The following is a 22,793-nucleotide window of genomic DNA, read 5'->3' as shown; positions in this document are numbered from 1 at the left end:
ACCGTGACGACCGAGACACGCGTGCTGTCCGGCCGCTATCGCGTCGATGAACTCATCGGCCGAGGCGGCATGGCCAGCGTGTACCGCGGGTACGACGTCACCCTCGGCCGTCAGGTCGCCATCAAGGTGCTCCGCCGGGAACTGGCCGAGGATGCGGCGTTCCGCACGCGCTTCCGCCTCGAGGCCCAGTCGGCCTCGCGCATGGCCCACCCCGCCATCGTCCGGGTGTTCGACGCGGGAGAGGACACCGAGATCGGGTCGGACGGGGTACCCCACCCCGTGCCCTACATCGTGATGGAGCTCGTCCACGGCAGGCTGCTGAAGGACATCATCGCCGAGGGACCCGTACCGGAAGAAGACGCCCGGCGTTACGTCGACGGCATCCTCGAAGCTCTGGAGTTCTCCCACCGTGCCGGCGTCGTGCACCGCGACATCAAGCCGGGCAACGTGATGGTGACCGATGACGGTCAAGTGAAGGTGATGGACTTCGGTATCGCCCGCGCGGTCTCGGACTCCTCATCCACCGTCGCGGAGACCACCACGATCCTCGGAACCGCGGCCTACTTCTCTCCGGAGCAGGCCAAGGGCGAGCCGGTGGACGCCCGTGCCGACCTGTACTCCGCGGGGGTCGTCCTGTACGAGCTCCTCACCGGCCGGCAGCCCTTCCGTGGCGAATCGCCGGTGGCAGTGGCCTACCAGCATGTGAGCGAGGCTCCCATCGCGCCGTCGGAGATCACCGAGACGGTGCCGCGGGCGCTGGATGCGGTGGTGCTCCGAGCCCTCGCGAAGGATCCGTTCCAGCGGTTCCCGGATGCGGCGACCTTCCGAGCCGCACTCGAAGAGGCCGCCGACGGGAAGCAGCCCAGCAAACGGCAGCTGGGGGCGCTCACCAGCGAGCTGTACGGTCCGAACCCGCGCCACGCGGCCGAGACCGCACGATCGCTGCGGCAGTTGAGCACCGACACGACGATGCGCCGTACCCAGTCCGGGCCGCCGGTGGCATGGATCTGGTCGGGCGTGGCCCTGCTGGCCGTCCTGCTGGTCTCCGTGCTCATCTGGACGATGTCCATCCGTCCGAGCGCTGAGGTGCCCGGCAATGCCCGGATCGTGCCGGACGTCTCGGATGTCGCCTGGGAGCGCGCCGAGGAACTCCTTCTCGCCGAAGACCTCGTCCCCCTGCGTGTGGACGAGCCCAGCGAGGATGTCGCCACCGGAAACGTCATCCGCACCGACCCGGACGCGGGCATCTCGCTCGCGGGCGGCGCCGAAGTGACCGTCTACGTCTCCCGCGGCGAGGAGACCGCATCCGTTCCGACCCTGACGGGGCTGTCCGAAGAAGCGGCGCGTCAAGCCCTCACCGATGCCGGCCTCGTGGTGGGAGCGATCCGGCAGCGGAACGATCCGGCGGTGGCCGCAGGAACGGTGCTCGAGGTCGACCAGGCCGAGGGTGCTGCCGTACCGCTCGGGACTCCGGTGAACCTGGTGGTCTCCACCGGGCGCGTCGTGATCGTGGACTACACCGGTTACACGCTGGATGCGGCGACCCGCGAACTGCAGAGCCCCGAACTGCAGCTGAGCGTGACGTCGGAAGAGGATCCCTCGTGCCCGGCGGCGGCGACCCCCACCGTGGTGCGTCAGTCGATCGGCCCCGGCGAGGTTCCCATCCACTCCGAGATCCTGCTCACGGTCTGCTCGGGGACCTGACCGGACCGCGGGGGCCCAGCTGCCGCCCGCGCTCGTCGGCCCCGTCCATTCCGGCGGATGCCAGCCAGTTGCCCAGGAGTCGGTGACCGCCCTCGGTGAGGATGCTCTCGGGATGGAATTGCACCCCGACGATCGGGACGAAGCGGTGCGCGACCCCCATGATGACCCCCGATTCGGTCGTGGCGGTCACCGCCAGATCAGGGGGCAGAGACGCGGGAACGATCGCGAGCGAGTGGTAACGCGTGGCCACCAGCGGATGCGGCAACCCGGCGAACAGCCCGGTCCCGTCGTGCTCGACGGGCGAGGTCAGTCCGTGCATGAGTTCGGGAGCGTGGGCGACCGTCGCCCCGAACGCCACGCCGATCGCCTGATGACCGAGGCAGACTCCGAGCAGGGGCACTGCCGCATCCGCCGCCGCGCGGACGACGGCGATCGACGCGCCGGCGTGCTCCGGATCCCCCGGCCCCGGCGAGACCAGCACGGCGTCGGCGGACCGGACGACGGATGCGGCGTCCTCGGGGTCGATCGCGTCCGCTTCGACGAGCCCGACCTCGGCGCCCAGTTCGCGGACGTAGCCGGCGAGCGTGTGGACGAAACTGTCGTGGTTGTCCACGACCAGCACGCGGAACCCGGTCACTGGACGGTGACGTCCTGCGGGTTCACGAACTGGCTCACCCACGGGAAGACCCAGAAGAACAACCCGTAGACCACCGCAGCGGCGAGCACGAGGAGGATCACGACGCGCAGCCACCAGGGGCCGGGAAGCACATGCCACAACGCGCCGTACATCAGCTTGCCGCCTCGGTCAGAGCGGCGGGTGGGGCGCTGGCGCGTGGGGTGAATGACTCGAAGAGGCCGTAGCCGACGATCCGCTCGGTCATGGCGTACATCGGACTGCAACTGGTCAAGGTGATGTATCGCTCTCCGGCCGGCGCGTCAGGCTTGCGTGGGACATCCAGGAGCACGTCCACCGCGTTGGGCTTCACATACTCGAGCGTGCGGAACCGGTAGGTGTACCACCCCACCTCGGTCTCCACGACGATGGCATCCCCGACGCGCAAGTGGGCGATGCGGTTGAACGGCTTCCCGAATGTCGTCCGGTGCGCCGCGACGGCGAAGTTGCCGACCTCTCCCGGCATGGCGGCGTCGGGGTAATGGCCGATCCCAATGGGGTCGAGGGTCTTCGCGCGGCTCACCCCGCCGGCGATGGGCATCGCATAGTCGGCGCCGAAGCGTGGAATGCGCATGACCCCGAACTCTTGCGCGTCGGCCGGCTGGGGAAGGATCACCGGCTCCACCGCGACGGGTTCGGCGGGCGCTTCCGCCGAGGGCTCCGTGGAGGGTGTCACCGGCGTGTGCTGCTGCTCCCACTGCTCGGAGAGTTCCGATCCGGCCTGGTTCTTCTCCGCGGCGTAGATCACATCGCCGATCCACATCTGCCACGCGACGTAGAGGAGAACAACGACACCGACCGTGATGAGCAGTTCCCCGATCACGCCGACGACGGAGACACGACGTCGGGGGCGGCGGCGCGCGCGCCGAGTCGCCTCATCCTCCGTGGCCTCCACGCTGCGATCCTAAGGCTCCGGGCTATGGGGCGGCTGGCAGTTAGACTGTGGGTATGGCACGTTCTGGCAACGGCGAAGACCCGATCGTCGACCGCAGCGAGAGGGATGCTCCGCCCAACCCGGTGTGGTTCATGCCCGTGATGGTCGGTCTCATGGTGATCGGCCTCGTCTGGGTACTCGTCTTCTACCTCAGCAGCACGAATCTCCCCATCCCCGGGATCGGCGCGTGGAACCTGGCGATCGGTTTCGCCATCGCCTTCATCGGCTTCCTGATGACCACGCGGTGGCGATAATTACACGGGTGTGATTTGTCCCCATGTGTGGATAGACCTGTGGATAACTTCCCGTCGACCTACGCGTAGAGGATCGGGGGAAGAGCCAGGAACCCCGCGAGGACGACGCTGAGACCCACCATCAGGCCGATCTGCAGGGGGCGCTGCCGGCGGGCGCGCGTGCGGGCGTAAATGAAGCCGACCGCGGCGCCGACGATGAGCCCACCCAGGTGCGACTGCCACGAGATCTGGATGGCCGCGAGCGCGTTCGCGAACGACCCGGTTCCCGCCGCTGAGACGATCGCGAGGACGAACGGCAGCGCGAAGTTGACGGCGATGAGGATGGCGATCATCCGGATGTTGGCGCCGATGTGGCGCCCGATCACGAGCAGCGCGCCGAAGAGACCGAAGATCGCACCGGATGCTCCGACCACCGCCACGTTCGGCGCGAGCAACGCCACCGCGACCGATCCGCCGACGGCGCTGAGGACGTAGAGCAGCAGGAAGCGGACCCGCCCCAGCAGGGGCTCGAGGCTGCGCCCGATGAACCACAGCGCGAGCATGTTCAGACCGATGTGCCAGAACCCGTCGTGAACGAGCACGACGGTCAGGACGCGCCACGGCTGGAAGACGCCGCTGATCTGTGGATAGATTGCGGGCGCGTAGAACGACAGCAGGCTCTCCACGACGCGGCCGAAGCCGGGGATCAGGGTCACGACGAACACGAATGCCGTCACGGCGATGATCGAATACGTCACGAGGGGGCGGCCGTCGGAGACGGCACTCACGGCGGGGCGCGACCACCGACGCTCAGCCGTCCGCTGCGCCGGGGTGACGTTCGCACGCTGCTCTGCGAGGCACTCCGGGCAGATGACGCCGACGGCCGCCTGCGTCTGGCATTCCGCGCAGATCGTCCGCAGGCACCGCTGGCAGAGGACGAAGCTCTGCCGGTCGGGGTGCCGGTAACAGAAGTTGTCGCGGTTGCGGTGGAACTCGTCCGTGCTCACCCGCAGCGTCCGCCCGTCAGACCGGAACGACGTCGATCGAGGCGATGACCACGGGCTCGATCGGGCGGTCGCCGGCCGCCGTCGGTACCGCGGCGATCGCGTCCACGACGGCCCTCGAGGCGTCGTCGGCCACCTCACCGAAGATGGTGTGCTTGCCCTGCAGCCACGGCGTGGGGTCGGTGGTGATGAAGAACTGGGAGCCGTTGGTGCCCTCGAGCTGGCCGGTGATGGCGTTGCGGCGCGTGCCGGCGTTGGCCATGGCGAGCTTGTAGGGGGCGTTGAAGTCGAGCTCGGGGCTGATCTCGTCGTTGAAGTTGTAGCCCGGTCCTCCGACGCCCTGTCCGAGCGGGTCGCCGCCCTGGATCATGAACCCCGGGATGATGCGGTGGAAGATCACGTCGTTGTACAGCGGGCCTTCGCCGCGCTGACCGGTCGCAGGGTGGGTCCACTCCTGCGAGCCATCGGAGAGACCGATGAAGTTCTGGACCGTGCGAGGGGCCTGGTCACCGAACAGGTGGACGACGATGTCGCCGTGGTTGGTGTGGATGGTGGCGACAGCAGAGTGCGAAGGCATGAGTACATTCTCGCAGAGTTATCTGCAACCCCCTCCGTCGTGATCACGCTCGGTCTGGCAAGATGGTGGCATACGTCCCATCGACCGGGAGGGCATTACCGTGAGTCTCAGCCGCAAGCGCAAGAAAGAACTCCGCAAGCTTCAGGAACAGGCTTCCAAGCTCTGGGGGTCTCAGCAGGTGCTGCTGAGCGAGAGTGCGAACGTCGCCCGCGAGGCGGGTCGCCAGCTCGGCAAATTGGGCCGTGAGCAGGTGGTGCCGGCTGTCCAGCAGGGTTATGGCAAGGGCGTGGGCTTCTCGCGGCAGTTGCTGACCGACAAAGTCGTGCCCAGCGCCGGCGCTGTCGTCGGCTCTGCGCTGTCGGTGTGGGATGCGGCGAACGACACGCGTGAGCGCCTGGCGTCCGGTCGTGGTCTGGCGTTGCCGGATGCCAAGACCTACACGAAGAAGGCCGAGAAGTACGGCAAGCAGGCCACCAAGGCACTGTCGGCGAAGTTCGCCGAGCCGAAGCGCCCGGGCATCGGTGCGGGCGGCGTCATCGCCATCATCCTCGGCGTCGCTGCCGCTGCCGGCGTCGTGTACGCCGCGTGGCAGACGCTGCGCGCAGACGACGAGCTCTGGGTCGCGGACGACCCGCTGCGCGCACCCGACGCGTGAGCGAAGACCCCACCGCGCGGGTTCGTGCTGCAGCTGCAGAGCGCGACCTCGAGGTGGAGTTGGTGGAGCGCCCAGCGGCGTCGAGCCTCGCCGAGGCTGCGGCGCTTCTGGGACTGACGCCGGCCGACATCGTGAAGACCCTCGTCGTGAAGCGGTCGGACGATACGTATCTGTTCGCCCTGGTTCCGGGCGATCGGGCGATCTCGTGGCCCAAACTCCGCACCCTCGTAGGCGTCAACCGGCTGCAGTTGCCTGACCCCCAGCGTGCGCTGGCCGCCACGGGGTACGAGCGCGGAACCATTGTGCCGATCGGCAGCACCACTGACTGGCCGATCTTCGCGGACGAGCGCATCGTCGGGCGGCGGATCGGCCTGGGTGCGGGTGCCCACGGCTACAGCCTCTTCGTCGACGCCGACGATCTCATCGCCGCTTACGGCGCGACCGTCGGCGACATCACGGTCGACGCTCCGGCCTGAGTCAGGCGAGAAGACCGGCCATCCGCAGGCCGATGTCCACGAGCTTGACGCGGGCGAGCGCCCCGATCTCCGCGAGCGAGAACCACTCGGCCCGATCGGTGGATCCGCCGACCTCGTTGCGCAGGCTGCCACCCGTGAGGTGTGCGCGGTAAACGATCCGCAGTGCGTGCAGCGGCCCCGTTGCGTCGTCGCTCAGCCGATCCCCGGTAGGGATCACGCGGGAGTGGATTCCGAGCAGGTCGTCAAGGGCGACGGTGAATCCCGTCTCTTCCCGCACCTCGCGGCGGGCAGCGTGCTCGGGGTCCTCCCCGGGCTCGAGGCCCCCGCCGGGGAGCGTCCACGCGGCGTGGCGACCCTCGTTCCAGTGCGCGAGCAGGACGCGGCCGTCCGCATCCGCGACCACGGCGTAAGCGGCGACCCTCATGTCCATAAGGCGAAAGCCTAGGGCCGTGCGGCGTCGCCGAGCCACCTCACACGGCAGCGGGGACGGCCGCCGCCCGGAAGCGAGCGCCCGGGTGCGTCTCGGGCAGGCGGGTGTGCCCTTCACCGAACAGGTGCTCGCGAAGGGTGGTCCCGGGCAGCTCGTCCTTCAGCAGTCCGCGCCGCCGTAGCTCCGGCATCACGTGGCGGAAGAACAGCTCGTGCGATCCGTCGGCCTCCGGCTGAACCAGGAAACCGTCGGCGCCGGTCTCCTCGATCATCGCGACCGCCTGGTCGACTGCTTCCTCGGGCGTACCGAGGAACGGGGTGCCCATGACCCCGTTGGCACGGAACTCCTCCAGGACCTCCCGCACCGTCGGAGCGTCCGGCCCGAGGAAGCGCTCGATGTTGGTGCGACCGTTGTCGCTCTGCGCCGCGCCGGCCGGAATGGGCTTGTCGAGGTCGAGGGAGAGGAGGTCCACCCCCGTGAAGTATGCGTAGAGCGTCGCGGCGTGCTCGAGGGTGATCTGGTCGATCTGCGCCTGGTGCTGCGCGCGTGCGGCCTCGCGCGATTCGGCGACGCGGAACGTGCCGGCGATCAGGCACTTCACCGCGTCGCGCCCGCGCCCGTTCTCCTCGGCACGGCGTCGGATGTCGTCGATCTGGGCGGCGAGCGCCTTCGATTCGGCAGCGAGGAAGACCGCCTCAGCATACTTGGCCGCCAGCGCCCGCCCCGCCTCGGAGGCGCCCGCCTGGAACAGGGTCGGGGTGACCTGCGGGCTCGGCGGCGTGACGAGCACACCCTTCGCCGAGAAGTAGGGCCCGTCGTGGACGATCTCGTGCACCTTGTCGGGGTCGGCCCACGTGCCGCTCGCCCCGTCCATGATGAGCGCGTCGTCTTCCCAGCATCCCTCCCAGAACTTCAGCGAGAGCTCGACGTGGTCATCGGCGCGGGCGTAGCGCTCGGCATGCGGGATCAGCGGCTCCCCGAACAGGAGGGCGGATCCGGCCTGAGCGGAACCGGTCACGATGTTCCAGCCGATGCGACCTCGAGAAAGGTGGTCCAGGGTCCGGTACTGACGCGTGACGATCGGCGGCTTCTCCACGGTCGTCGACACCGTGGTCACCAGGCCCAACTTCTCCGTCACCGCCGCCATCGCCGACATCAGCATCTGCGAATCCACGCTCGAGAACTGCACGTTCTTCTCGATGGAGGTGGGGATGATGCCGCCGTGAAGTGTGGGATAGCCGTAGGAGTCGGCGAGGAAGAGGAAGTCGGCGCCTGCCTCCTCGCACGCCCGCGCAAGGTCGGTCCAGTAGCTGAGATCGGTGAAGTTCCGCTCGTGCTCACGGCCGGGGATGCGCCAGGTGCCGCGCACCCCTCCGCCTTGGAACATGCCGATGCTCAGCTTCTTGGTCACGGTTTCTCCTCTCGGGATGCGTATGGCGCGTCAGGCGAACGCGGCGACGGACCGGAACGCGGCGCCGGGGTGAGTGGCCGCAAGGTGCGGGTCGTCGGTACCGGACAGCCGCTCACGCAGCGTCATCGCGGGCGAATCGGTGCGCACGTGCCCACGCGAACGCAGCTCCGGCATGACGAGGTCGAGGAACGTGTCGAATCCGCCGGTGTGGTCGGGCTGCACGGCGAAACCATCGGCGCCGGTGGCGGCCAGAACCTCTTCCGCCTGGTCGACCACGGAGGCCGGGTCTCCGACCAGCGGAGCCCCCATGACGCTGTTCCGTTGGAACTCCTCCAGGATCTGCCGCACCGTGGGGGCGTTCGGACCGAGGAAGCGTTCGACGTTGGTCCGCCCGGTCTGGGTGTGCACGGCGGCGGGGTCCATCGGCTTGTCCGGGTCCATTGTGGACAGATCCAGACCCGTGAAGAACGCGTACGAGGCCGCGGCATCGTCGAGCGACACGGCGGCCCGCCGGCGCGCCTGGAGCTCGTGCGCCGCCTGGGTGGTCTCGGCGACGACGAACGTGCCGGCGACGATGAACTTGATCGCCATCGGATCGCGCCCGTATGCCTCCGCCCGACGACGGATGTCGGCGACCTGGGCGGCGAGGGCAGGCACCTCTGCCGCCAGGAACACGCCTTCGGCATACCGGGCCGCCAGGTCGCGACCGGGTTCTGATGCCCCGGCCTGGAAGAGGGTGGGCGTGCGCTGCGGCCCGGGCGGCACGTTCAAGATCCCCTTGGCGGAGAAGTGCGGCCCGGAATGCTCGATCTCGCGGACCTTCGACGGGTCGGCATAGATGCCCGCCGCCCGGTCCAGGACCACGGCGTCATCGTCCCAGCATCCCTCCCACAGCCGCAGCGACAGTTCGACGTGGTCGGCGGCGATCTCGTACCGCAGGTCGTGATCGGTGAGCGGAATGCCGAACAGGCGTGCCGACGCGTTCTGTCCTGCCCCCGTCACGACGTTCCATCCGATCCGGCCACGGGTGAGGTGGTCCAGGGTCGCCATCTTCCGGGCGACCATCGGCGGCATCTCCACGGTGGTGGACAGTGTCGTGACGAAACCCAGACGTTCGGTGACCGCGGCCATCGCGGGCAGGATGACGGTGGGGTCGGCCTTGGGGATCTGCACGCCGCTGCGGATGGCGGCGGCCGGGATCGCATCATTGACCACCGGGTACCCGTAGTCGTCGGCGAAGAAGATGAAGTCGACTCCGGCCTCTTCCAGGCGCCGCGCCATCGTCAGCCAGTGGTTCATGTCCAGGAAGTCCGGCGAGGTGTTCTCCGGCAGCTTCCACCCACCCATCAGTGCCGCGCACTGGAACATTCCGATCTTCCACGGCTCCGACATGAGCGCTCCCAACAGGTAGGTGAACCAACAGATGAACTGAACAGTTCACACCCTAGGGAGGGTTTGTTTCCCCCGTGTCACACGCAGAAGAAAGAGCGGTGACTGGTGTCAGCCCCGCTGGCGCGCGACGGCGACGACCTCGAGGCGGTCGATCATGCCACGTACTGCGAAGGAGTACGTCGCGGTCAGCTCCTCGGGGTCGGCGCCGGACAGGAGGAGGAGCTGGAGCCCGCGCCACAGCGCGACGACCTCCAGTCCAGCGAGCGTGCTCGCGTCCCCGTCGTAGCCTTCCGCCCGCATGATCGCGGCGACCTGATCCGACCACGTGGAGCCCTGACGGCCGAGGAAGACATCCCATTTTCCGGTCTCACGCATCGCGATGCCGAAGCGCTGGAAGTAGAGGCGGAGCCACGGGTGGTTCGCCGGATCGGAAAGGTCGCGCCATGCCTGAACGAGACGTGCCTCCAGGTCCCCGGGCCGCGCCAGCCGGTCGAAGAGGGCGTGCAGCCGCGGGAACTGCTCGAAAGCACACATCGACGCCTCGTCCAGCAGCTCCTGCTTCGAGCCGAAGTAGTAGAGGAGCATCCGGTTGTTCGAGCCGATCTTGCGGGCCAGCGCGCTGAGACTGAGGTCGATGACTCCCTCGCGGAGGATGAGGTCGACGGTCAGCCCCAACAGTCGATCTCGTTCCGAGGGCGCGTCCACGCGCCCCATCCTAGGGTGCCGCTTTCAGGACGGTGCCTCAGGTGTGGACGCGACCGAGGACCGGGTGATCGACACCGAGCCGGTCGCCCGGGCGCCCGGTGAGCCGCTCCCGGAGGGAGTTGCCGGGGCGCCCCTCCCGAACGCGTCCTCGCTCGGCAAGGATCGGCATGACGAGTCGCCCGAAGTCCTCCAGATCGTGCGGAGGGAAGACCGGCTCGATGAGGAACCCGTCCAGGCCGGTCTGCGCGGCCAGCGCCTCGATGCCGTCGGCGACCTGCGTCGGGTCGCCGGTGAGGCGGAACCCACGGGTTCCACGCCCGCGCAGTTCGTCGAGGATCTCCCGGACGGTGGGCGCATCCTCGCCGAGGAACCGCTCGATGTTGCTCGTCCCCATCTGCCCGACCGCCCCGCCCTCGTCGAGCACTTGCTGCAACGTCCGGTCGGGGTCGAGCGCGAGAAGGTCGATGCCGGTGTTCCCGGCGTAGAGGGTCGCCACCACGTCATCACTCTGCATCCCGTCGAACTGCGTCTCGAGCGCGCGGGCCTCCTCCTCCGTCTCGGCGACGAAGACCGTGAGCCCGGCCATGAGGAGGATCGACTCGGGCTCCCGCCCCGCCTCTGCCGTGAGACGACGGATGTCGGCGACCGCGGCAGCGGTACGCACCGGAGTGGTGCCCTGCACGAACACGCACTCCGCGTGGCCGGCGGCGAAGGCGCGTCCCGCCGGAGAGGTGCCGGCCTGGAAGAGCACGGGCGTCCGCTGCGGCGACGGCGGCGCGGCGAAGTACCCGCGGGTGCGGTAGTGCTCGCCCTCGAAGACGATGCGGTGCACGCCGTCCCGGCGGGCGAACAACCCGCTCTCACGATCGGCGACGAGAGCGTCGTCGTCCCAGCCCTCCTCCCACAGGCGCGAGGCGAGCTCGACGTACTCCGCCGCCATCGCGTACCGAGTGTCGTGCGGAACGATCGCGTCGTGGCCGAACACCTCGGCGACGGCGTTCTGCGAGGCACCCGTCACGATGTTCCAGCCGATGCGCCCGCCGGTGAGGTGGTCGAGTGTGGTGAACCGTCGGGCGAGGGCGGCGGGGTGGTCGACGCCGGTCGTCTGGGTGACGACGAAGCCCAGGCGGTCGGTGTGCTGGGCGAGCAGGGGGAGGATGTAGTCGGGGTCCAGCCCGGAGAAGTTGATTCCCTTGGCCACCGACACGTCCGACAGGTCGCCGTCGATCACCGGGTATCCGTACCCGCCGGCGAAGAAGAGGAAGTCGAAGCCGGCGTCCTCGACGACCCGTGCCATCCGGATCCAGTGCTGCGGGTCGAGGTAGTCGATGCTGTCGCTGAGCGGATGCGGCCAGCTGTACGTGCCACCCACCTGCGGGCCCATCACCTCGAAGACCCCGAAACGCAGGGTCTGACTCACCGCCTCCGCCGTCATGCGAGCCACGCGTCGATGCGAGCCTTGGCCGCCGCCTTCACCTCGGCGGATGCGCTCGTGGTTTCGATCGAGGTCCAGGCGCACGCGGCGAGCTGCTCGTCGGTCAGACCGAGGACGCTGCGGCACAGTTCGTACTCGGCAAGGATGTCGGGCCCGAAGATGATCGGGTCATCGGCGTTGATCGAGCACCGCACCCCCGCCTCCAGCAGGAGCGGCAGCGGGTGGCTCTGAATGTCGGCGACCACATCGAGGAGGTGGTTGGAGGTGGGGCACACGTCCAACGGGATGCCGCGCTCAGCGAGCGCGGCGACGAGGGCCGGGTCTTCGATCGCACGGACCCCGTGCTGCACGCGCGTCGCGTGGAGGACGTCGATCGCCTCCCACACCGATGGGGGTCCCACCAGCTCCCCGGCATGCGGCGTGGCGTGCAGCCCCGCGTCACGCCCGATCGCGAATGCGTCGGCGAAATCCGCGCACGGGAAGCCGCGCTCGTCTGCGGCGAGTCCGAGCGACACGACGCCGCGACCGGCCATCTGCGCGGCCGCTTCGGCGACGAGGATCGAACGGTCATAGCCGGCAGTGCGGTCGATGGTCGCCATGAGCCCGAAGGAGATACCGTAACGCTCCGCTGCCGTCTCGGCGAAGCCCGCCATGGCCTCCAGTGCCGCGACATCGGAGCCGTAGAGCGGTGCGTAGAAGGTGGAACCGACCCCGAGCTCGACATAGACCACCCCCTGCGCCGCCTGATCCTGGAAGATCTGGTCGATGAGGAGACCGAGATGCTCGGCATCGCTCATCACGGTCAGGAGCGTGCGATACACCGTCGAGAACTCGGTGAACCCCGAGAAGATCGTCGTCTCCGGCACCGGGACATTCATGCGCGCCGCCAGCTCGATGAGAGTCGCCGGGCGCATGGCCGCCTCCATATGCAGGTGGAGGTGCCCCTTGGGAAGGGCGAGCAGGTCGCGGGTCGCGCCGGTCTCGGTCGGGCTGTCGGCGGTCATGGTCATGGCGCGTGCTCCTTGTCGGGCTGTGGGGGAAGAGAGGTGGGGGGGGAAGAGAGGTGGGGGGGAAGAGGTGGGGGGGAAGAGGTGGGGGGGAAGAGGTGGGGGACGCGAGCGTCCCCCACCTCGGTTCACTCGAGACTGGCGAGGGCCGCCTCGAGGTAGCTCATGTCGATGTACTCCTCCGGGTCCGGGATGCCGACGAATCCGGCGGCCTCCAAAGCGGGGTACATGGTGTCGCGCATGAGCTCGGCGTCCATCCAGAACAGCGGGTCGCCGTACTCCCCGACGACGAGGGGCTGCTGCAGCTCGTTCTCCCTCGTCTGCTGGACCAGGTCAAGGCCCAGGTCGGCGCCGTACTTCTCGACGGCGAGCGTCGCCCCGACGGCCGGGTCGTCACCGTTCTCCTCCCAGCCCCGCACGGACGCGCGCAGGAACTTCTCCATGAGGTCGCCGTTCTCCTCGACGTACGCGGAGTCGCCGAAGACGATGTTGCCGTACAGCGGCATCCCGAAATCGGCATAGAGGCTGACGATGTAATCGTCCTTGGACAGGCCGTACTGCTCCTCGAGCATGATCGGCTGGTTCGTCGCATACGCGGTGTACGCCACCCCCTGACCCTCGACGAGGGGCGCGATGTCGAACCCGACGGGGATGAACTCGTAGTCCGGCTCGAGGCCGGCGAGGGCGAAGATGGCGTCGTAGCTGATCTGCGTGCCCTCCTGCCCGAGCACGGTCTGCCCGACGAGGTCTTCCGCCGTCCGCACGGGGTGGTCCGCGAGGGAGACGATGGCCCCGGGGCTCTCCTGGAAGAGGGCGCCGATCGCCGTCCAGTCGTTACCCGCCTCGAAGCTCATCAGCCACGACTGCGTACCGGGGACGATCCCGAGGTCGGCGTCGCCGGCCGCCACGGTGGCCATGGTGGTCGGGGCGTTGGGGCCGCCGCCGATCCACTCGATCTCCAGCCCCTCCTCCTCGTAGTAGCCCTTGTCGTCAGCGATCCAGAAGCCCGCCCACTCGACGTTGTTGATCCATCCCAACGAGACGCGGATCTTGGTGAGCTCCTCGCCGTCCTCGCTTGTCCCTGCGTCGGCCGCGCCGGCGCAGCCGGCAAGACCCAGCGAGGCGGTGAGGATGACTCCGACGACAGTTGCGCGTGCGCTCCGGCGTGTGGTGATGGGTGACATGGAACTCCTTTCAGGGTGAAACTCCGGCTGCTCTCGGGTGAGGCGAGCCGCGCATGTCGTCGCGCCCGGGCGAGCGCGGACGAGATGATCAGGTCACGCGGGCATCGACCCGGCGCTCCAGGACCCGCGCTGCGGCGAAGACGGTGACCGACACGATGGTGGCGACCACCGCCGTTCCCCACGCACGGTCCATCTCCATGTAGCTGCGTGCCTGGGAGAACAGGGCACCGAGCCCCTCGGTGCCCATCAGGAACTCGGCGAGCATGGCGGCGAGCACGGCGCTCGGGGCGGTGATCCGCACGGCGACCATGAGGCTGGGGAGGGCGTGCAGCAGCCCGAGCCGTCCGAGGAGCTGCATTTTGTTCGCGCCGAGCACGCGGAACAGGTCGCGCCCCGCATCCGGGATCGAGGCAAGACCCGACAGGGTGAACACGAACGCGGGGAAGAAGCAGATGAGGGCGGTCGAGGTGAGCACTGCCGGGTCGCCGTATCCGACGATGCGGGCGATGATCGGGATGATCGCGGTGATGGGTACGGATCGGATGATGAGCGCGGTCGGCGTGACGACGCCCGACAGGGCGGCCGACCACCACACGGCGATGGCGCCGAAGAACCCGATGGCCGTACCGCCGACGAGCCCTCCGAGTGACATCAGAAGCGTGTAGCCGGTCGAGGGGGCGTACGCGTCGAAGTGGCCCACGATGTCGGCGAGCACGCCCCAGGGTCGCGGGGCGACGGTGGAGGTGTAGCCGTTGAGCACGACCCACAGGTCCCACGCGATGAGAACGAGCGCGATCGGCCACAGGTGGAGGATGCCGACGCCCAGGGAGCGCAGCCGAGTCACGCGAACCTCCGGACGGCCAGGCGTTGCAGGTAGATGAAGACGAGGTACGCGGCAAGTGACATCACCGTCGCCGCGAGGGCGGCGGACCACAGCAGAGCCATCTGGAAGTTCTGCATGGCACTGACCAGCAGGAGGCCGAGACCCATGGGGGCGCCGAACCATTCACCGATCGTCGCGCCGAGGATGGCGGCGGGGGCCGCCAACGCGAGGCCGTCGAAGAACGCCGGTACGGCCCGGGGTACCTCCAAGCGCGCCAGTCGCTGCCAGCGGCTGGAACCGAACACGGTGAACACGTCCTGCTGTGCCGGAGGCACGTTGGCGAACGCCGACGTCATCGTCACGAACAGAACGAAACCGACGCTCAGCGCTGCGATCACCATCGGTGTGTCGTCGCGCCCGACGGTCGTGATGAGCAGCGGCGCGAGCGCGATCGTGGGCACGGCGTGAAGGATTGACGCGAAGCGATCGAAGCCGGGCCGGAGCACCGGGATCACCAGGGCGAGGGCCGCACCGAGCACTGCCACCGTCACGCCGAGAAGAAAGCCTTCGGCCGCGGCTGTGAGCGTGACGAGGCTGTTGCGCCAGAGCAGGCTGGCCCCGGCCGGAAGGCTGACGTACGCCAGCACGTCGGTCAGGGGCGGCCACGCCCGACCGAGCAGTCCGAACTGCCCGATCAGCTCTGCCCCCAGTACGAGGATGACCACGCCACTGACGGCGTAGAGCACCCTCCGCACGAGGGAAGGGGTCGTCGTCACGCGGCGGCTACGTTCGCGTCCAGCAGAGCGGTCAGCTCGTCCACGAGTTCGTGGAAGTGCGGGCTCCGAGTGGTCGCGGCGTCCCGGGGACGCGGGAAGTCGATGTTCTTCACTTCACGCACCTGGCCGGGGCGTCCCGTCATCACGAAGACACGATCGGCGAGGATCAGGGCCTCATCCACGTCGTGGGTCACGAGGATCGTGGTGATCTGCTCCTCGCCCCAGATGCGCGCCAGTTCGGCATTCATGCGGCGGCGGGTGACCGCATCCAGCGCGCCGAACGGCTCGTCGAGCAGGAGAAGGTCGGGGCTCAGCGCCAGGGCGCGGGCGATCGACACGCGCTGGCGCATGCCCCCGGACAGCTGCTTGGGTCGCGCCTTCTCGAAGCCGGAGAGGCCGACGAGCTCGATGAGGCCGTCCACGCGGGCGTCGTCGACGGGGCGTCCGGCCACCTTGTACGGCAGGGCGATGTTCGCGCGCACCGACGCCCAGGGCAGCAGGGCATGCTCTTGGAACGCGACGCCCAGTCGGTGCTGGCGGCTCAGCTGCTGCGGGTCGGCGCCGAAGATCTCCACCTCACCGCTGGTGGGGGTGTCCAGCCCTGCCGCGAGGCGCAGCACGGTGGATTTCCCGCATCCCGACGGACCGATGATCGCGACGAACTCGCCCTCGTGCACCTCGATGTCGATGGCGGCAAGAGCGTGGACCGTGCGCCGGTGGCCAAGGCGGAAGACCTTGTCCGCGGCGCGGATGGACACCGCCGTCCGCGGCGGGGTGCCCCCCGAAACCTCGACGCCTGCGGTGATCGCTGCAATGGACATCCGGGCTCCGTTTCGGTCGAGAGAACTCGTCCAAACCCCGGGTACGCGTGGAGCCTGAGAAGCGGGTCGATCCCGGGGATGTGAATCGATTAGTTCACAGCGTAGGCACGGCCTGTTTCGTCCGGGTGTCGCGCCGATGCGGCGTCTGTTACACGTGGGAAAACAAAACTGCGGCGCGGCGCAGCGCACGCCACGGTTGGTCGGACCCAGGTGACAGCTCTCCTGACCTAACGCGCCCGACCGTCGGCGAGGTCAGACGGAGCCAGCGCGTCGATCCGATCGGCTAGGGCACGCAGCCGGCGTCTGCCGTACGGGAACATGCTCCGGGCACCGTAGCGAGTCGGGATGGCCTCGAGCACGCTCCCGTCCGAGAACCACACGGCCAGTTGCGTGTCGAACAGGACGCCGCCAAGTACGTAGACCTCGGCGACGCCTGTGATATCGCCATGTGGCACGACTCGCGGCTCGCCCGCACCCCGGATCCAAATCTTGAGTGAGTCATCTCCGAGCCACAACCATCCACCACTGACACGGTGATCGGGCTGCGCTATGAGATTCTTCGGCCCCAGCTGTCTCGAGATCGCGGCGGCCGCTAACAGGAACACACTCCCGCCGTCTCGTTTCACCTGCGCTTCCGCGCCCTCCTTCAGCTCGCGGTATCGCAGGACAACCACCGAGAGAATGATCGCCACAATAACGAAGCCGAACGCGAGCCACACCCACTGCGGCGGCCCCGGGTCAGCGGCCCAGAGCGGCGCGAATGCGAGTCCACCCGACAGGAAGACGGCGATGAGCATCAGCCAGATGTCCAGAACTCCCATGAACCGGAACCCTGGAGGCAGGATCGACGCGGCGACTCTGACCGACTGGGGCATCATCTCTCCCAAAACATCGAGAACCGGAACCACATGGCCGGGACCTGCCACTGCATCACCTTGCCATCTCACCTGATGATGTCGGGAACGGCGGCGCACCCCGGCGCGGTCACGTCCAAGCAATTGCTCGCGATGAACGCCGATCAAGATCAGCAATACCCGGTGGACGCCGTCAGGACGAGGGAGAGCACCAACCCGAGACGGCCGCAAGCAGCCAGCGACGACGCTGCTCAATGGTGACCGGTGCGCTCATTCCAATGCGGCGGTATGAGGACCGATCGAAGCGGGGGCTGTCTGTTACGCAGAAAGCGGCTGGGCCGGGCAGAAGTGGTGGAGCCTAGCGGATTCGAACCGCTGACATCCTGCTTGCAAAGCAGGCGCTCTACCAACTGAGCTAAGGCCCCGGGGCTGAAAGTGGGGCTACCAGGACTTGAACCTGGGACCTCTTCATTATCAGTGAAGCGCTCTAACCGCCTGAGCTATAGCCCCGAAATGTGAACCGACGACGAGGTCGTCAACCTCGAAGACTTTACCGGATGAGCCGGTGAAATCCGAATCCGATCAGTTGGAGGTGAACCCGACCAGCAGTCCGCCGGTCACCTTCACCGCGAGGTTGTAGATTCCCGCCACGACCGCGCCGAGCACCGTCACCACGATGAGGTTCAGGATGGCGACGATCGCTGCGAACGCCATCACCTGCGGCAGCCCCACGAAGGCCTCCAGCGACACGCCGCCGTCGGAGAAGCTCGTGAAGAACTCGTCGACCCGGGCGATGAGACCCGTCGTCTGCACCACCATGAAGATCAGGAAGAACGACACGACCGTGACGACGGCCATGGCGACGGCCGCCAGGAACGAAAGCTTGACCGCCGACCAGAAGTCCACGTAGACCAGGCGCAGGCGTACTTGCTTGGCACCGGTCTTATGGGTCGACTTCTTGGCCAGCTTGTCGGCTACCGTGCTCATGCGTCAGTACTCTCCTCGGTGGTCTCGGGCGAGGCTTCGGATGCGGCCGCTTCGACGGCGCCATCCTCAGGTGCGGAGGGTTCCGGGGCCTCGGCCACTTCGGCCATGCTGCGCTCGCTGTTGCGAGCGATGGCGATGATCCGGTCGTCCTCTGCCGCCCGAGCGAACACCACTCCCATGGTGTCGCGGCCCTTAGCGGGCACCTCGGCCACGGCAGAGCGTACCACCTTGCCGCTGGCAAGAACCACAAGCACCTCGTCGTCGGCGGAGACCATGAGACCGCCCGCGAGATCCCCTCGATCATCGCTCAGACGTGCCACTTTGATGCCCAAGCCGCCACGACTCTGGCCGCGGTACTGGTCCACTGCCGTGCGCTTGGCGTACCCGCCCTCGGTCACGACGAACACGTACCCGTCCTCGTTGACGACGGACGCCGACAGCAGGCTGTCGTCGCCACGGAAGGACATACCCTTCACGCCCTCGGTCGCCCGCCCCATGGGGCGGAGGGAGTCGTCGGATGCGGTGAACCGCAGCGACATCCCGTGCCGGCTGATGAGCATGATGTCATCGCCGTCATCCACCAGCAGGGCGCTGACGAGTTCGTCGCCCTCGCGCAGCTTGATCGCGATGACCCCGCCCTGGCGGTTGGTGTCGTACTCGGACAGGCGCGTCTTCTTCACCAGGCCGCCACGGGTGGCGAGCGTCAGGTACGTCGCCACCTCGTAGTCGCGGATGTCGAGGATCTGGGCGATCTCCTCGTCCGGCTGCAACGCCAGGAGGTTCGCCACATGCTGACCCTTGGCATCGCGTCCGGCCTCGGGAACCTCGTATGCCTTGGCACGGTACACGCGGCCCTTGTTCGTGAAGAACAGCAGCCAGTGGTGGGTCGTGGTGACGAAGAAGTGCTCGACGACGTCATCCGCGCGCAGCTGCGCACCCTTCACACCTCGACCGCCGCGGTGCTGCGACCGGTAGTTGTCACTGCGGGTGCGCTTGATGTAGCCGTCGCGCGTGACGGTGACGACCATCTCCTCCTCGGGGATGAGGTCTTCCACGCTCATGTCACCGTCGTAGCCCGGAACGATCTCGGTGCGGCGGTCGTCGCCGAACTTGTCCACGATGACCGTGAGCTCATCGCGGATGATCCTGCGCTGGCGGACCGCGTCGCCGAGGATGTCGTTGTAGTCGGCGATCCGGGCCTCGAGCTCGTTCGCCTCGTCGATGATCTTCTGCCGCTCGAGCGCGGCGAGGCGGCGCAACTGCATGTCGAGGATGGCTTGAGCCTGCACATCGTCGACGTCGAGCAGCTGCTGCAGGCCGGCGTTCGCCTCCTGCACCGTCGGCGAGCGGCGGATGAGCGCGATGACCTCGTCGAGCGCATCCAGCGCCTTGAGGTAGCCGCGGAGGATGTGCATGCGCTCTTCGGCCTTGCGGAGGCGGTAGCGCGTCCGGCGGACGATGACCTCGACCTGGTGCTCGATCCACAGCGAGATGAAGCCATCGAGGGGAAGGGTGCGCGGCACGCCGTCGACGATGGCGAGCATGTTCGCGCCGAAGTTCTCCTGCAGCTGCGTGTGCTTGTACAGGTTGTTCAGCACGACCTTGGCGACGGCGTCCCGCTTGAGCACGATCACGAGGCGCTGACCGGTTCGTCCCGAGGACTCGTCGCGGATGTCGGCGATGCCGGTGATCTTGCCGTCACGGGCGAGGTCGCTGATCTTCACCGCCACGTTGTCGGGGTTGACCTGGTACGGCAACTCGGTGATGACCAGGCAGTTGCGACCCTGAACCTCTTCGACATTGACGACCGCGCGCATCGTGATCGACCCGCGACCGGTGCGGTAGGCGTCCTTGATACCGCGGGTGCCGAGGATCTGCGCGTGCGTGGGGAAGTCCGGCCCGGGGATGCGCTCCATCAGCGCCTCGAGCAGCTCTTCCCGCGAAGCATCCGGGTGGTCCAGCGCCCACACGGCTCCGGAGGAGACCTCGCGGAGATTGTGCGGGGGGATGTTGGTGGCCATACCCACCGCGATGCCGACCGACCCGTTGACCAGGAGGTTCGGGAATCGGGCCGGCAGGACGGTCGGCTCCTGCGTCTGCCCGTCGTAGTTGTCCTGGAAGTCGACGGTCTCCTCTTCGATGTCGCGCACCATTTCCAGCGCGAGCGGAGCCATCTTGGTCTCGGTGTACCGGGGGGCAGCGGCGCCCTGGTTGCCGGGGGAGCCGAAGTTTCCCTGCCCGAGCGCGAGGGGATAGCGCAGCGACCAGGGCTGCACGAGGCGCACGAGGGCGTCGTAGATCGGCGCGTCGCCGTGGGGGTGGTAGTGCCCCATGACCTCGCCGACGACACGGGCGCACTTGGAGAACGACTTGTCGGGACGGAAGCCGCCGTCGTACATGCCGTAGATCACGCGGCGGTGGACGGGCTTCAGACCGTCGCGCACGTCGGGCAGCGCTCGCCCGACGATGACGCTCATCGCGTAGTCGAGGTAACTGCGCTGCATCTCCAGCTGCAGGTCGACCTGGTCGATCTTGCCGTGCTCGTGGTAGGGCGCTGAGCCCGTCGAAGGGTCGGGGCGCTCGTCGTCAGCCATGTCTTCTTTCCATAGTCCGGTCGCTGGGACCTCGCGGTCCCTGAGCCTGTCGGAGGGATCGCTCAGATGTCGAGGAAACGCACGTCTTTGGCGTTGCGCTGAATGAACCCGCGGCGGGATTCGACGTCTTCGCCCATCAGGATGGAGAAGATCTCATCGGCCGAGGCCGCGTCATCGATCGTCACCTGCCGGAGCGTGCGGGTCTGCGGGTCCATCGTGGTCTCCCACAGTTCGTGGTCGTTCATCTCACCCAGACCCTTGTAGCGCTGGATGGCGTTGTCCTTCGGGATGCGCTTCCCCTCAGCCTGGCCGGCGATCAGCATCGCGTCACGTTCCCGGTCGCTGTAGGCGTACTCGTGGGCGGAGTTCGCCCACTTCAACCGATACAGCGGCGGCTGGGCGAGGTAGACGAAGCCCGCCTCGATGAGTCCGCGCATGTAGCGGAAGAGCAACGTCAGCAGCAGTGTCGTGATGTGCTGGCCATCCACATCGGCATCGGCCATGAGCACGATCTTGTGGTACCGCGCCTTCTGGATGTCGAAGTCTTCGCCGATGCCCGTGCCGAACGCCTGGATCATCGCCTGGACTTCCCGGTTGCCCAGTGCCCGATCCAGCCGTGCGCGCTCGACGTTGAGGATCTTTCCGCGCAGCGCCAGGATCGCCTGCGTGTGCGGGTCGCGCCCCTGCACCGCCGAGCCGCCGGCGGAGTCACCCTCGACGAGGAAGATCTCGCTGATCGAGGGGTCTTTGCTGGTGCAGTCCTTGAGCTTGTCGGGCATGGCCGCCGACTCGAACACGCTCTTACGCCGGGCGGTCTCACGGGCCTTGCGCGCCGCGAGGCGTGCGTTGGCCGCATCGATGGCCTTGCGGATGATGTTCTTCGCCTGCGCAGGATTGCGACCGAACCAGTCGCCGAGCTGATCGCCGACGACCTTCTGCACGAAAGCCTTCGCCTCGGTGTTACCGAGCTTGGTCTTGGTCTGGCCCTCGAACTGCGGCTCGGAGAGCTTCACCGAGATGACTGCCGTGAGGCCCTCGCGGACATCCTCACCGGTGAGGTTGTCGTCCTTCTCCTTCAGGAGGTTGTTGGCGCGCGCGTACCGGTTGACCAGCGTGGTCAGTGCCGCGCGGAAGCCTTCCTCGTGCGTGCCGCCCTCATGCGTGTTGATCGTGTTGGCGAAGGTGAAGACGTTCTCGGTGTAGCTCGTCGTCCACTGCATCGCCATCTCGAGCGCGATCTTGCGATCGGCGTCCTCGGTCTCGAAGTCGATGATCACGTCGTTGACGACATCGGAGCGACGGACCTTGTTGAGGTACTCGACGTAATCGACGAGACCCCGCTCGTAGAGGAAGGTGTCGTGCGGGTGGTGCGGGATCTCTTCGCCGGTTTCACCGGCTTCCACCGAGATCGCCTGCGGACGCTCGTCGAGCAGCTCGATACGCAGTCCCTTGTTGAGGAACGCCATCTGCTGGAACCGGGTGCGCAGGGTCTCGTAGTCGAAGTGGACCGTGTCGAAGATGGATTCGTCGGGCCAGAACGTGATCGTCGTTCCGGTGACGTCGCTGGGCTCGCCCTTCTCCAGCGGAGACTGCGGGACGCCGCCGTCGCGATAGGTCTGCCGCCAGACGAACCCTTGCCGGCGAACCTCCACATCGAGGCGCGATGACAGCGCGTTGACAACGGATGAGCCCACGCCGTGCAGGCCGCCCGAGACGGCGTAGCCACCGCCGCCGAACTTTCCTCCTGCGTGCAGGACCGTGAGGACGACCTCGACGGTCGACTTGCCTTCGGTGCGGTGCATGTCGACGGGGATGCCGCGGCCGTTGTCGACGACGCGTACCGCGCCGTCGGGGAGGATCGTCACGGTGATGGTGTCGCAATAGCCCGCGAGCGCCTCGTCGACGGAGTTGTCGACGATTTCGTAGACGAGGTGGTGGAGACCCCGCTCACCGGTGGAGCCGATGTACATGCCGGGGCGCTTACGCACCGCCTCCAGGCCTTCGAGAACCTGGATGTCGTCTGCCCCGTACCCGTTCGGAGAATTGTCGGATGAGGATGCGGCTTCTTCGGGAACGCTGTCGGGGTTCACGGACGTCATAGGTTTCGCGCGCTCCACA

General features: G+C 67.7%; 23 protein-coding genes and 2 tRNA genes. 4 read left to right on the top strand and 21 right to left on the bottom strand.

The window, feature by feature from the left end; translation table 11 throughout:
• Positions 1-3: 3 nt before the first annotated feature.
• A complete protein-coding gene (gene pknB, locus AC4FS2_RS15680) occupies positions 4-1,704 on the top strand; it encodes a Stk1 family PASTA domain-containing Ser/Thr kinase (RefSeq protein WP_491155285.1) in 1,701 nt (566 codons plus the stop codon).
• Here the strand turns inward: pknB and AC4FS2_RS15675 are convergent.
• From AC4FS2_RS15675 to AC4FS2_RS15665, 3 genes are read right to left on the bottom strand one after another with little or no spacing between them, the layout of a single operon-like run.
• A complete protein-coding gene (locus AC4FS2_RS15675; RefSeq protein ID WP_491155287.1) occupies positions 1,682-2,341 on the bottom strand; it encodes an anthranilate synthase component II in 660 nt (219 codons plus the stop codon). The two genes, pknB and AC4FS2_RS15675, sit on opposite strands and share 23 nt — an antisense overlap.
• Complete coding sequence (locus AC4FS2_RS15670; RefSeq protein WP_491155288.1) at positions 2,338-2,493, bottom strand: hypothetical protein; 156 nt, start codon at positions 2,491-2,493, stop codon at positions 2,338-2,340. The genes AC4FS2_RS15675 and AC4FS2_RS15670 overlap by 4 nt, the downstream gene beginning before the upstream one ends.
• Positions 2,493-3,272 carry a class E sortase gene (locus AC4FS2_RS15665; RefSeq protein ID WP_491155290.1) on the bottom strand — a complete coding sequence of 260 codons (780 nt, stop codon included), beginning with the start codon at positions 3,270-3,272 and terminating at the stop codon, positions 2,493-2,495. Before AC4FS2_RS15665 ends, AC4FS2_RS15670 begins: the two co-directional genes overlap by 1 nt.
• A gap of 53 nt (positions 3,273-3,325) precedes the next feature.
• On the opposite strand from AC4FS2_RS15665, the gene AC4FS2_RS15660 reads away from it, so the two are divergent.
• A complete protein-coding gene (locus AC4FS2_RS15660) occupies positions 3,326-3,565 on the top strand; it encodes a cell division protein CrgA (RefSeq protein WP_491155291.1) in 240 nt (79 codons plus the stop codon).
• Between the two features lie 59 nt (positions 3,566-3,624).
• Here AC4FS2_RS15660 and AC4FS2_RS15655 read toward each other — a convergent pair whose 3' ends face one another.
• Both AC4FS2_RS15655 and AC4FS2_RS15650 read right to left on the bottom strand, forming a co-directional pair.
• Complete coding sequence (locus tag AC4FS2_RS15655) at positions 3,625-4,551, bottom strand: rhomboid family intramembrane serine protease (RefSeq protein ID WP_491155293.1); 927 nt, start codon at positions 4,549-4,551, stop codon at positions 3,625-3,627.
• Positions 4,552-4,567: 16 nt separating this feature from the next.
• Entirely contained in the window at positions 4,568-5,125 is a 558-nt protein-coding gene (locus AC4FS2_RS15650; RefSeq protein ID WP_491155295.1) for a peptidylprolyl isomerase, read from the bottom strand.
• A 100-nt stretch (positions 5,126-5,225) separates the two neighbouring features.
• Here AC4FS2_RS15650 and AC4FS2_RS15645 point away from each other — a divergent pair, with 100 nt between their 5' ends.
• Entirely contained in the window at positions 5,226-5,780 is a 555-nt protein-coding gene (locus AC4FS2_RS15645) for a DNA helicase (RefSeq protein ID WP_491155297.1), read from the top strand.
• A complete protein-coding gene (locus AC4FS2_RS15640) occupies positions 5,777-6,256 on the top strand; it encodes an aminoacyl-tRNA deacylase (RefSeq protein WP_491155298.1) in 480 nt (159 codons plus the stop codon). The genes AC4FS2_RS15645 and AC4FS2_RS15640 overlap by 4 nt, the downstream gene beginning before the upstream one ends.
• Before the next feature lies 1 nt (position 6,257).
• Here AC4FS2_RS15640 and AC4FS2_RS15635 read toward each other — a convergent pair whose 3' ends face one another.
• The 16 genes from AC4FS2_RS15635 to gyrB form a co-directional block, all read right to left on the bottom strand.
• Positions 6,258-6,686, bottom strand: a complete 429-nt coding sequence (locus tag AC4FS2_RS15635; protein WP_491155300.1) for an NUDIX hydrolase — start codon at positions 6,684-6,686, stop codon at positions 6,258-6,260.
• Between the two features lie 40 nt (positions 6,687-6,726).
• A complete protein-coding gene (locus AC4FS2_RS15630; RefSeq protein ID WP_491155302.1) occupies positions 6,727-8,097 on the bottom strand; it encodes an NtaA/DmoA family FMN-dependent monooxygenase in 1,371 nt (456 codons plus the stop codon).
• A gap of 30 nt (positions 8,098-8,127) precedes the next feature.
• On the bottom strand, positions 8,128-9,489 hold the full coding sequence (locus tag AC4FS2_RS15625) for an NtaA/DmoA family FMN-dependent monooxygenase (protein ID WP_491155303.1): 1,362 nt from the start codon (positions 9,487-9,489) through the stop codon (positions 8,128-8,130).
• Between the two features lie 108 nt (positions 9,490-9,597).
• Positions 9,598-10,194 carry a TetR/AcrR family transcriptional regulator gene (locus AC4FS2_RS15620; protein WP_491155305.1) on the bottom strand — a complete coding sequence of 199 codons (597 nt, stop codon included), beginning with the start codon at positions 10,192-10,194 and terminating at the stop codon, positions 9,598-9,600.
• A gap of 37 nt (positions 10,195-10,231) precedes the next feature.
• Positions 10,232-11,629, bottom strand: coding sequence for an NtaA/DmoA family FMN-dependent monooxygenase (locus tag AC4FS2_RS15615; protein WP_491155723.1), 1,398 nt, complete (start codon positions 11,627-11,629; stop codon positions 10,232-10,234).
• Positions 11,626-12,639 carry an adenosine deaminase gene (gene add, locus AC4FS2_RS15610; RefSeq protein ID WP_491155307.1) on the bottom strand — a complete coding sequence of 338 codons (1,014 nt, stop codon included), beginning with the start codon at positions 12,637-12,639 and terminating at the stop codon, positions 11,626-11,628. The genes AC4FS2_RS15615 and add overlap by 4 nt, the downstream gene beginning before the upstream one ends.
• Positions 12,640-12,764: 125 nt before the next feature.
• Positions 12,765-13,820 (bottom strand): ABC transporter substrate-binding protein, encoded by a 1,056-nt coding sequence (locus tag AC4FS2_RS15605; RefSeq protein ID WP_491155309.1) that lies wholly within the window; start codon positions 13,818-13,820, stop codon positions 12,765-12,767.
• An 88-nt stretch (positions 13,821-13,908) separates the two neighbouring features.
• Positions 13,909-14,664 carry an ABC transporter permease gene (locus tag AC4FS2_RS15600; protein ID WP_491155310.1) on the bottom strand — a complete coding sequence of 252 codons (756 nt, stop codon included), beginning with the start codon at positions 14,662-14,664 and terminating at the stop codon, positions 13,909-13,911.
• Positions 14,661-15,419, bottom strand: coding sequence for an ABC transporter permease (locus AC4FS2_RS15595; RefSeq protein WP_491155312.1), 759 nt, complete (start codon positions 15,417-15,419; stop codon positions 14,661-14,663). The genes AC4FS2_RS15600 and AC4FS2_RS15595 overlap by 4 nt, the downstream gene beginning before the upstream one ends.
• Positions 15,416-16,240 carry an ABC transporter ATP-binding protein gene (locus AC4FS2_RS15590; protein ID WP_491155314.1) on the bottom strand — a complete coding sequence of 275 codons (825 nt, stop codon included), beginning with the start codon at positions 16,238-16,240 and terminating at the stop codon, positions 15,416-15,418. The genes AC4FS2_RS15595 and AC4FS2_RS15590 overlap by 4 nt, the downstream gene beginning before the upstream one ends.
• Positions 16,241-16,467: 227 nt before the next feature.
• Positions 16,468-17,271 carry a hypothetical protein gene (locus tag AC4FS2_RS15585; RefSeq protein WP_491155315.1) on the bottom strand — a complete coding sequence of 268 codons (804 nt, stop codon included), beginning with the start codon at positions 17,269-17,271 and terminating at the stop codon, positions 16,468-16,470.
• A 172-nt stretch (positions 17,272-17,443) separates the two neighbouring features.
• Positions 17,444-17,519 (bottom strand) — tRNA-Ala (locus tag AC4FS2_RS15580).
• Positions 17,520-17,530: 11 nt separating this feature from the next.
• Positions 17,531-17,604: transfer RNA gene (locus AC4FS2_RS15575), tRNA-Ile, on the bottom strand.
• A gap of 72 nt (positions 17,605-17,676) precedes the next feature.
• Entirely contained in the window at positions 17,677-18,081 is a 405-nt protein-coding gene (locus AC4FS2_RS15570) for a DUF3566 domain-containing protein (RefSeq protein ID WP_491155317.1), read from the bottom strand.
• Positions 18,078-20,675 carry a DNA gyrase subunit A gene (gene gyrA, locus AC4FS2_RS15565; RefSeq protein ID WP_491155319.1) on the bottom strand — a complete coding sequence of 866 codons (2,598 nt, stop codon included), beginning with the start codon at positions 20,673-20,675 and terminating at the stop codon, positions 18,078-18,080. The genes AC4FS2_RS15570 and gyrA overlap by 4 nt, the downstream gene beginning before the upstream one ends.
• A 62-nt stretch (positions 20,676-20,737) precedes the next feature.
• Positions 20,738-22,774 carry a DNA topoisomerase (ATP-hydrolyzing) subunit B gene (gene gyrB / locus AC4FS2_RS15560; RefSeq protein ID WP_491155321.1) on the bottom strand — a complete coding sequence of 679 codons (2,037 nt, stop codon included), beginning with the start codon at positions 22,772-22,774 and terminating at the stop codon, positions 20,738-20,740.
• Between the last annotated feature and the right edge of the window lie 19 nt (positions 22,775-22,793).

Source organism: Microbacterium sp. Z10_103, from assembly GCF_058310455.1.
This window is presented reverse-complemented; position numbering and strand designations above follow the sequence as displayed.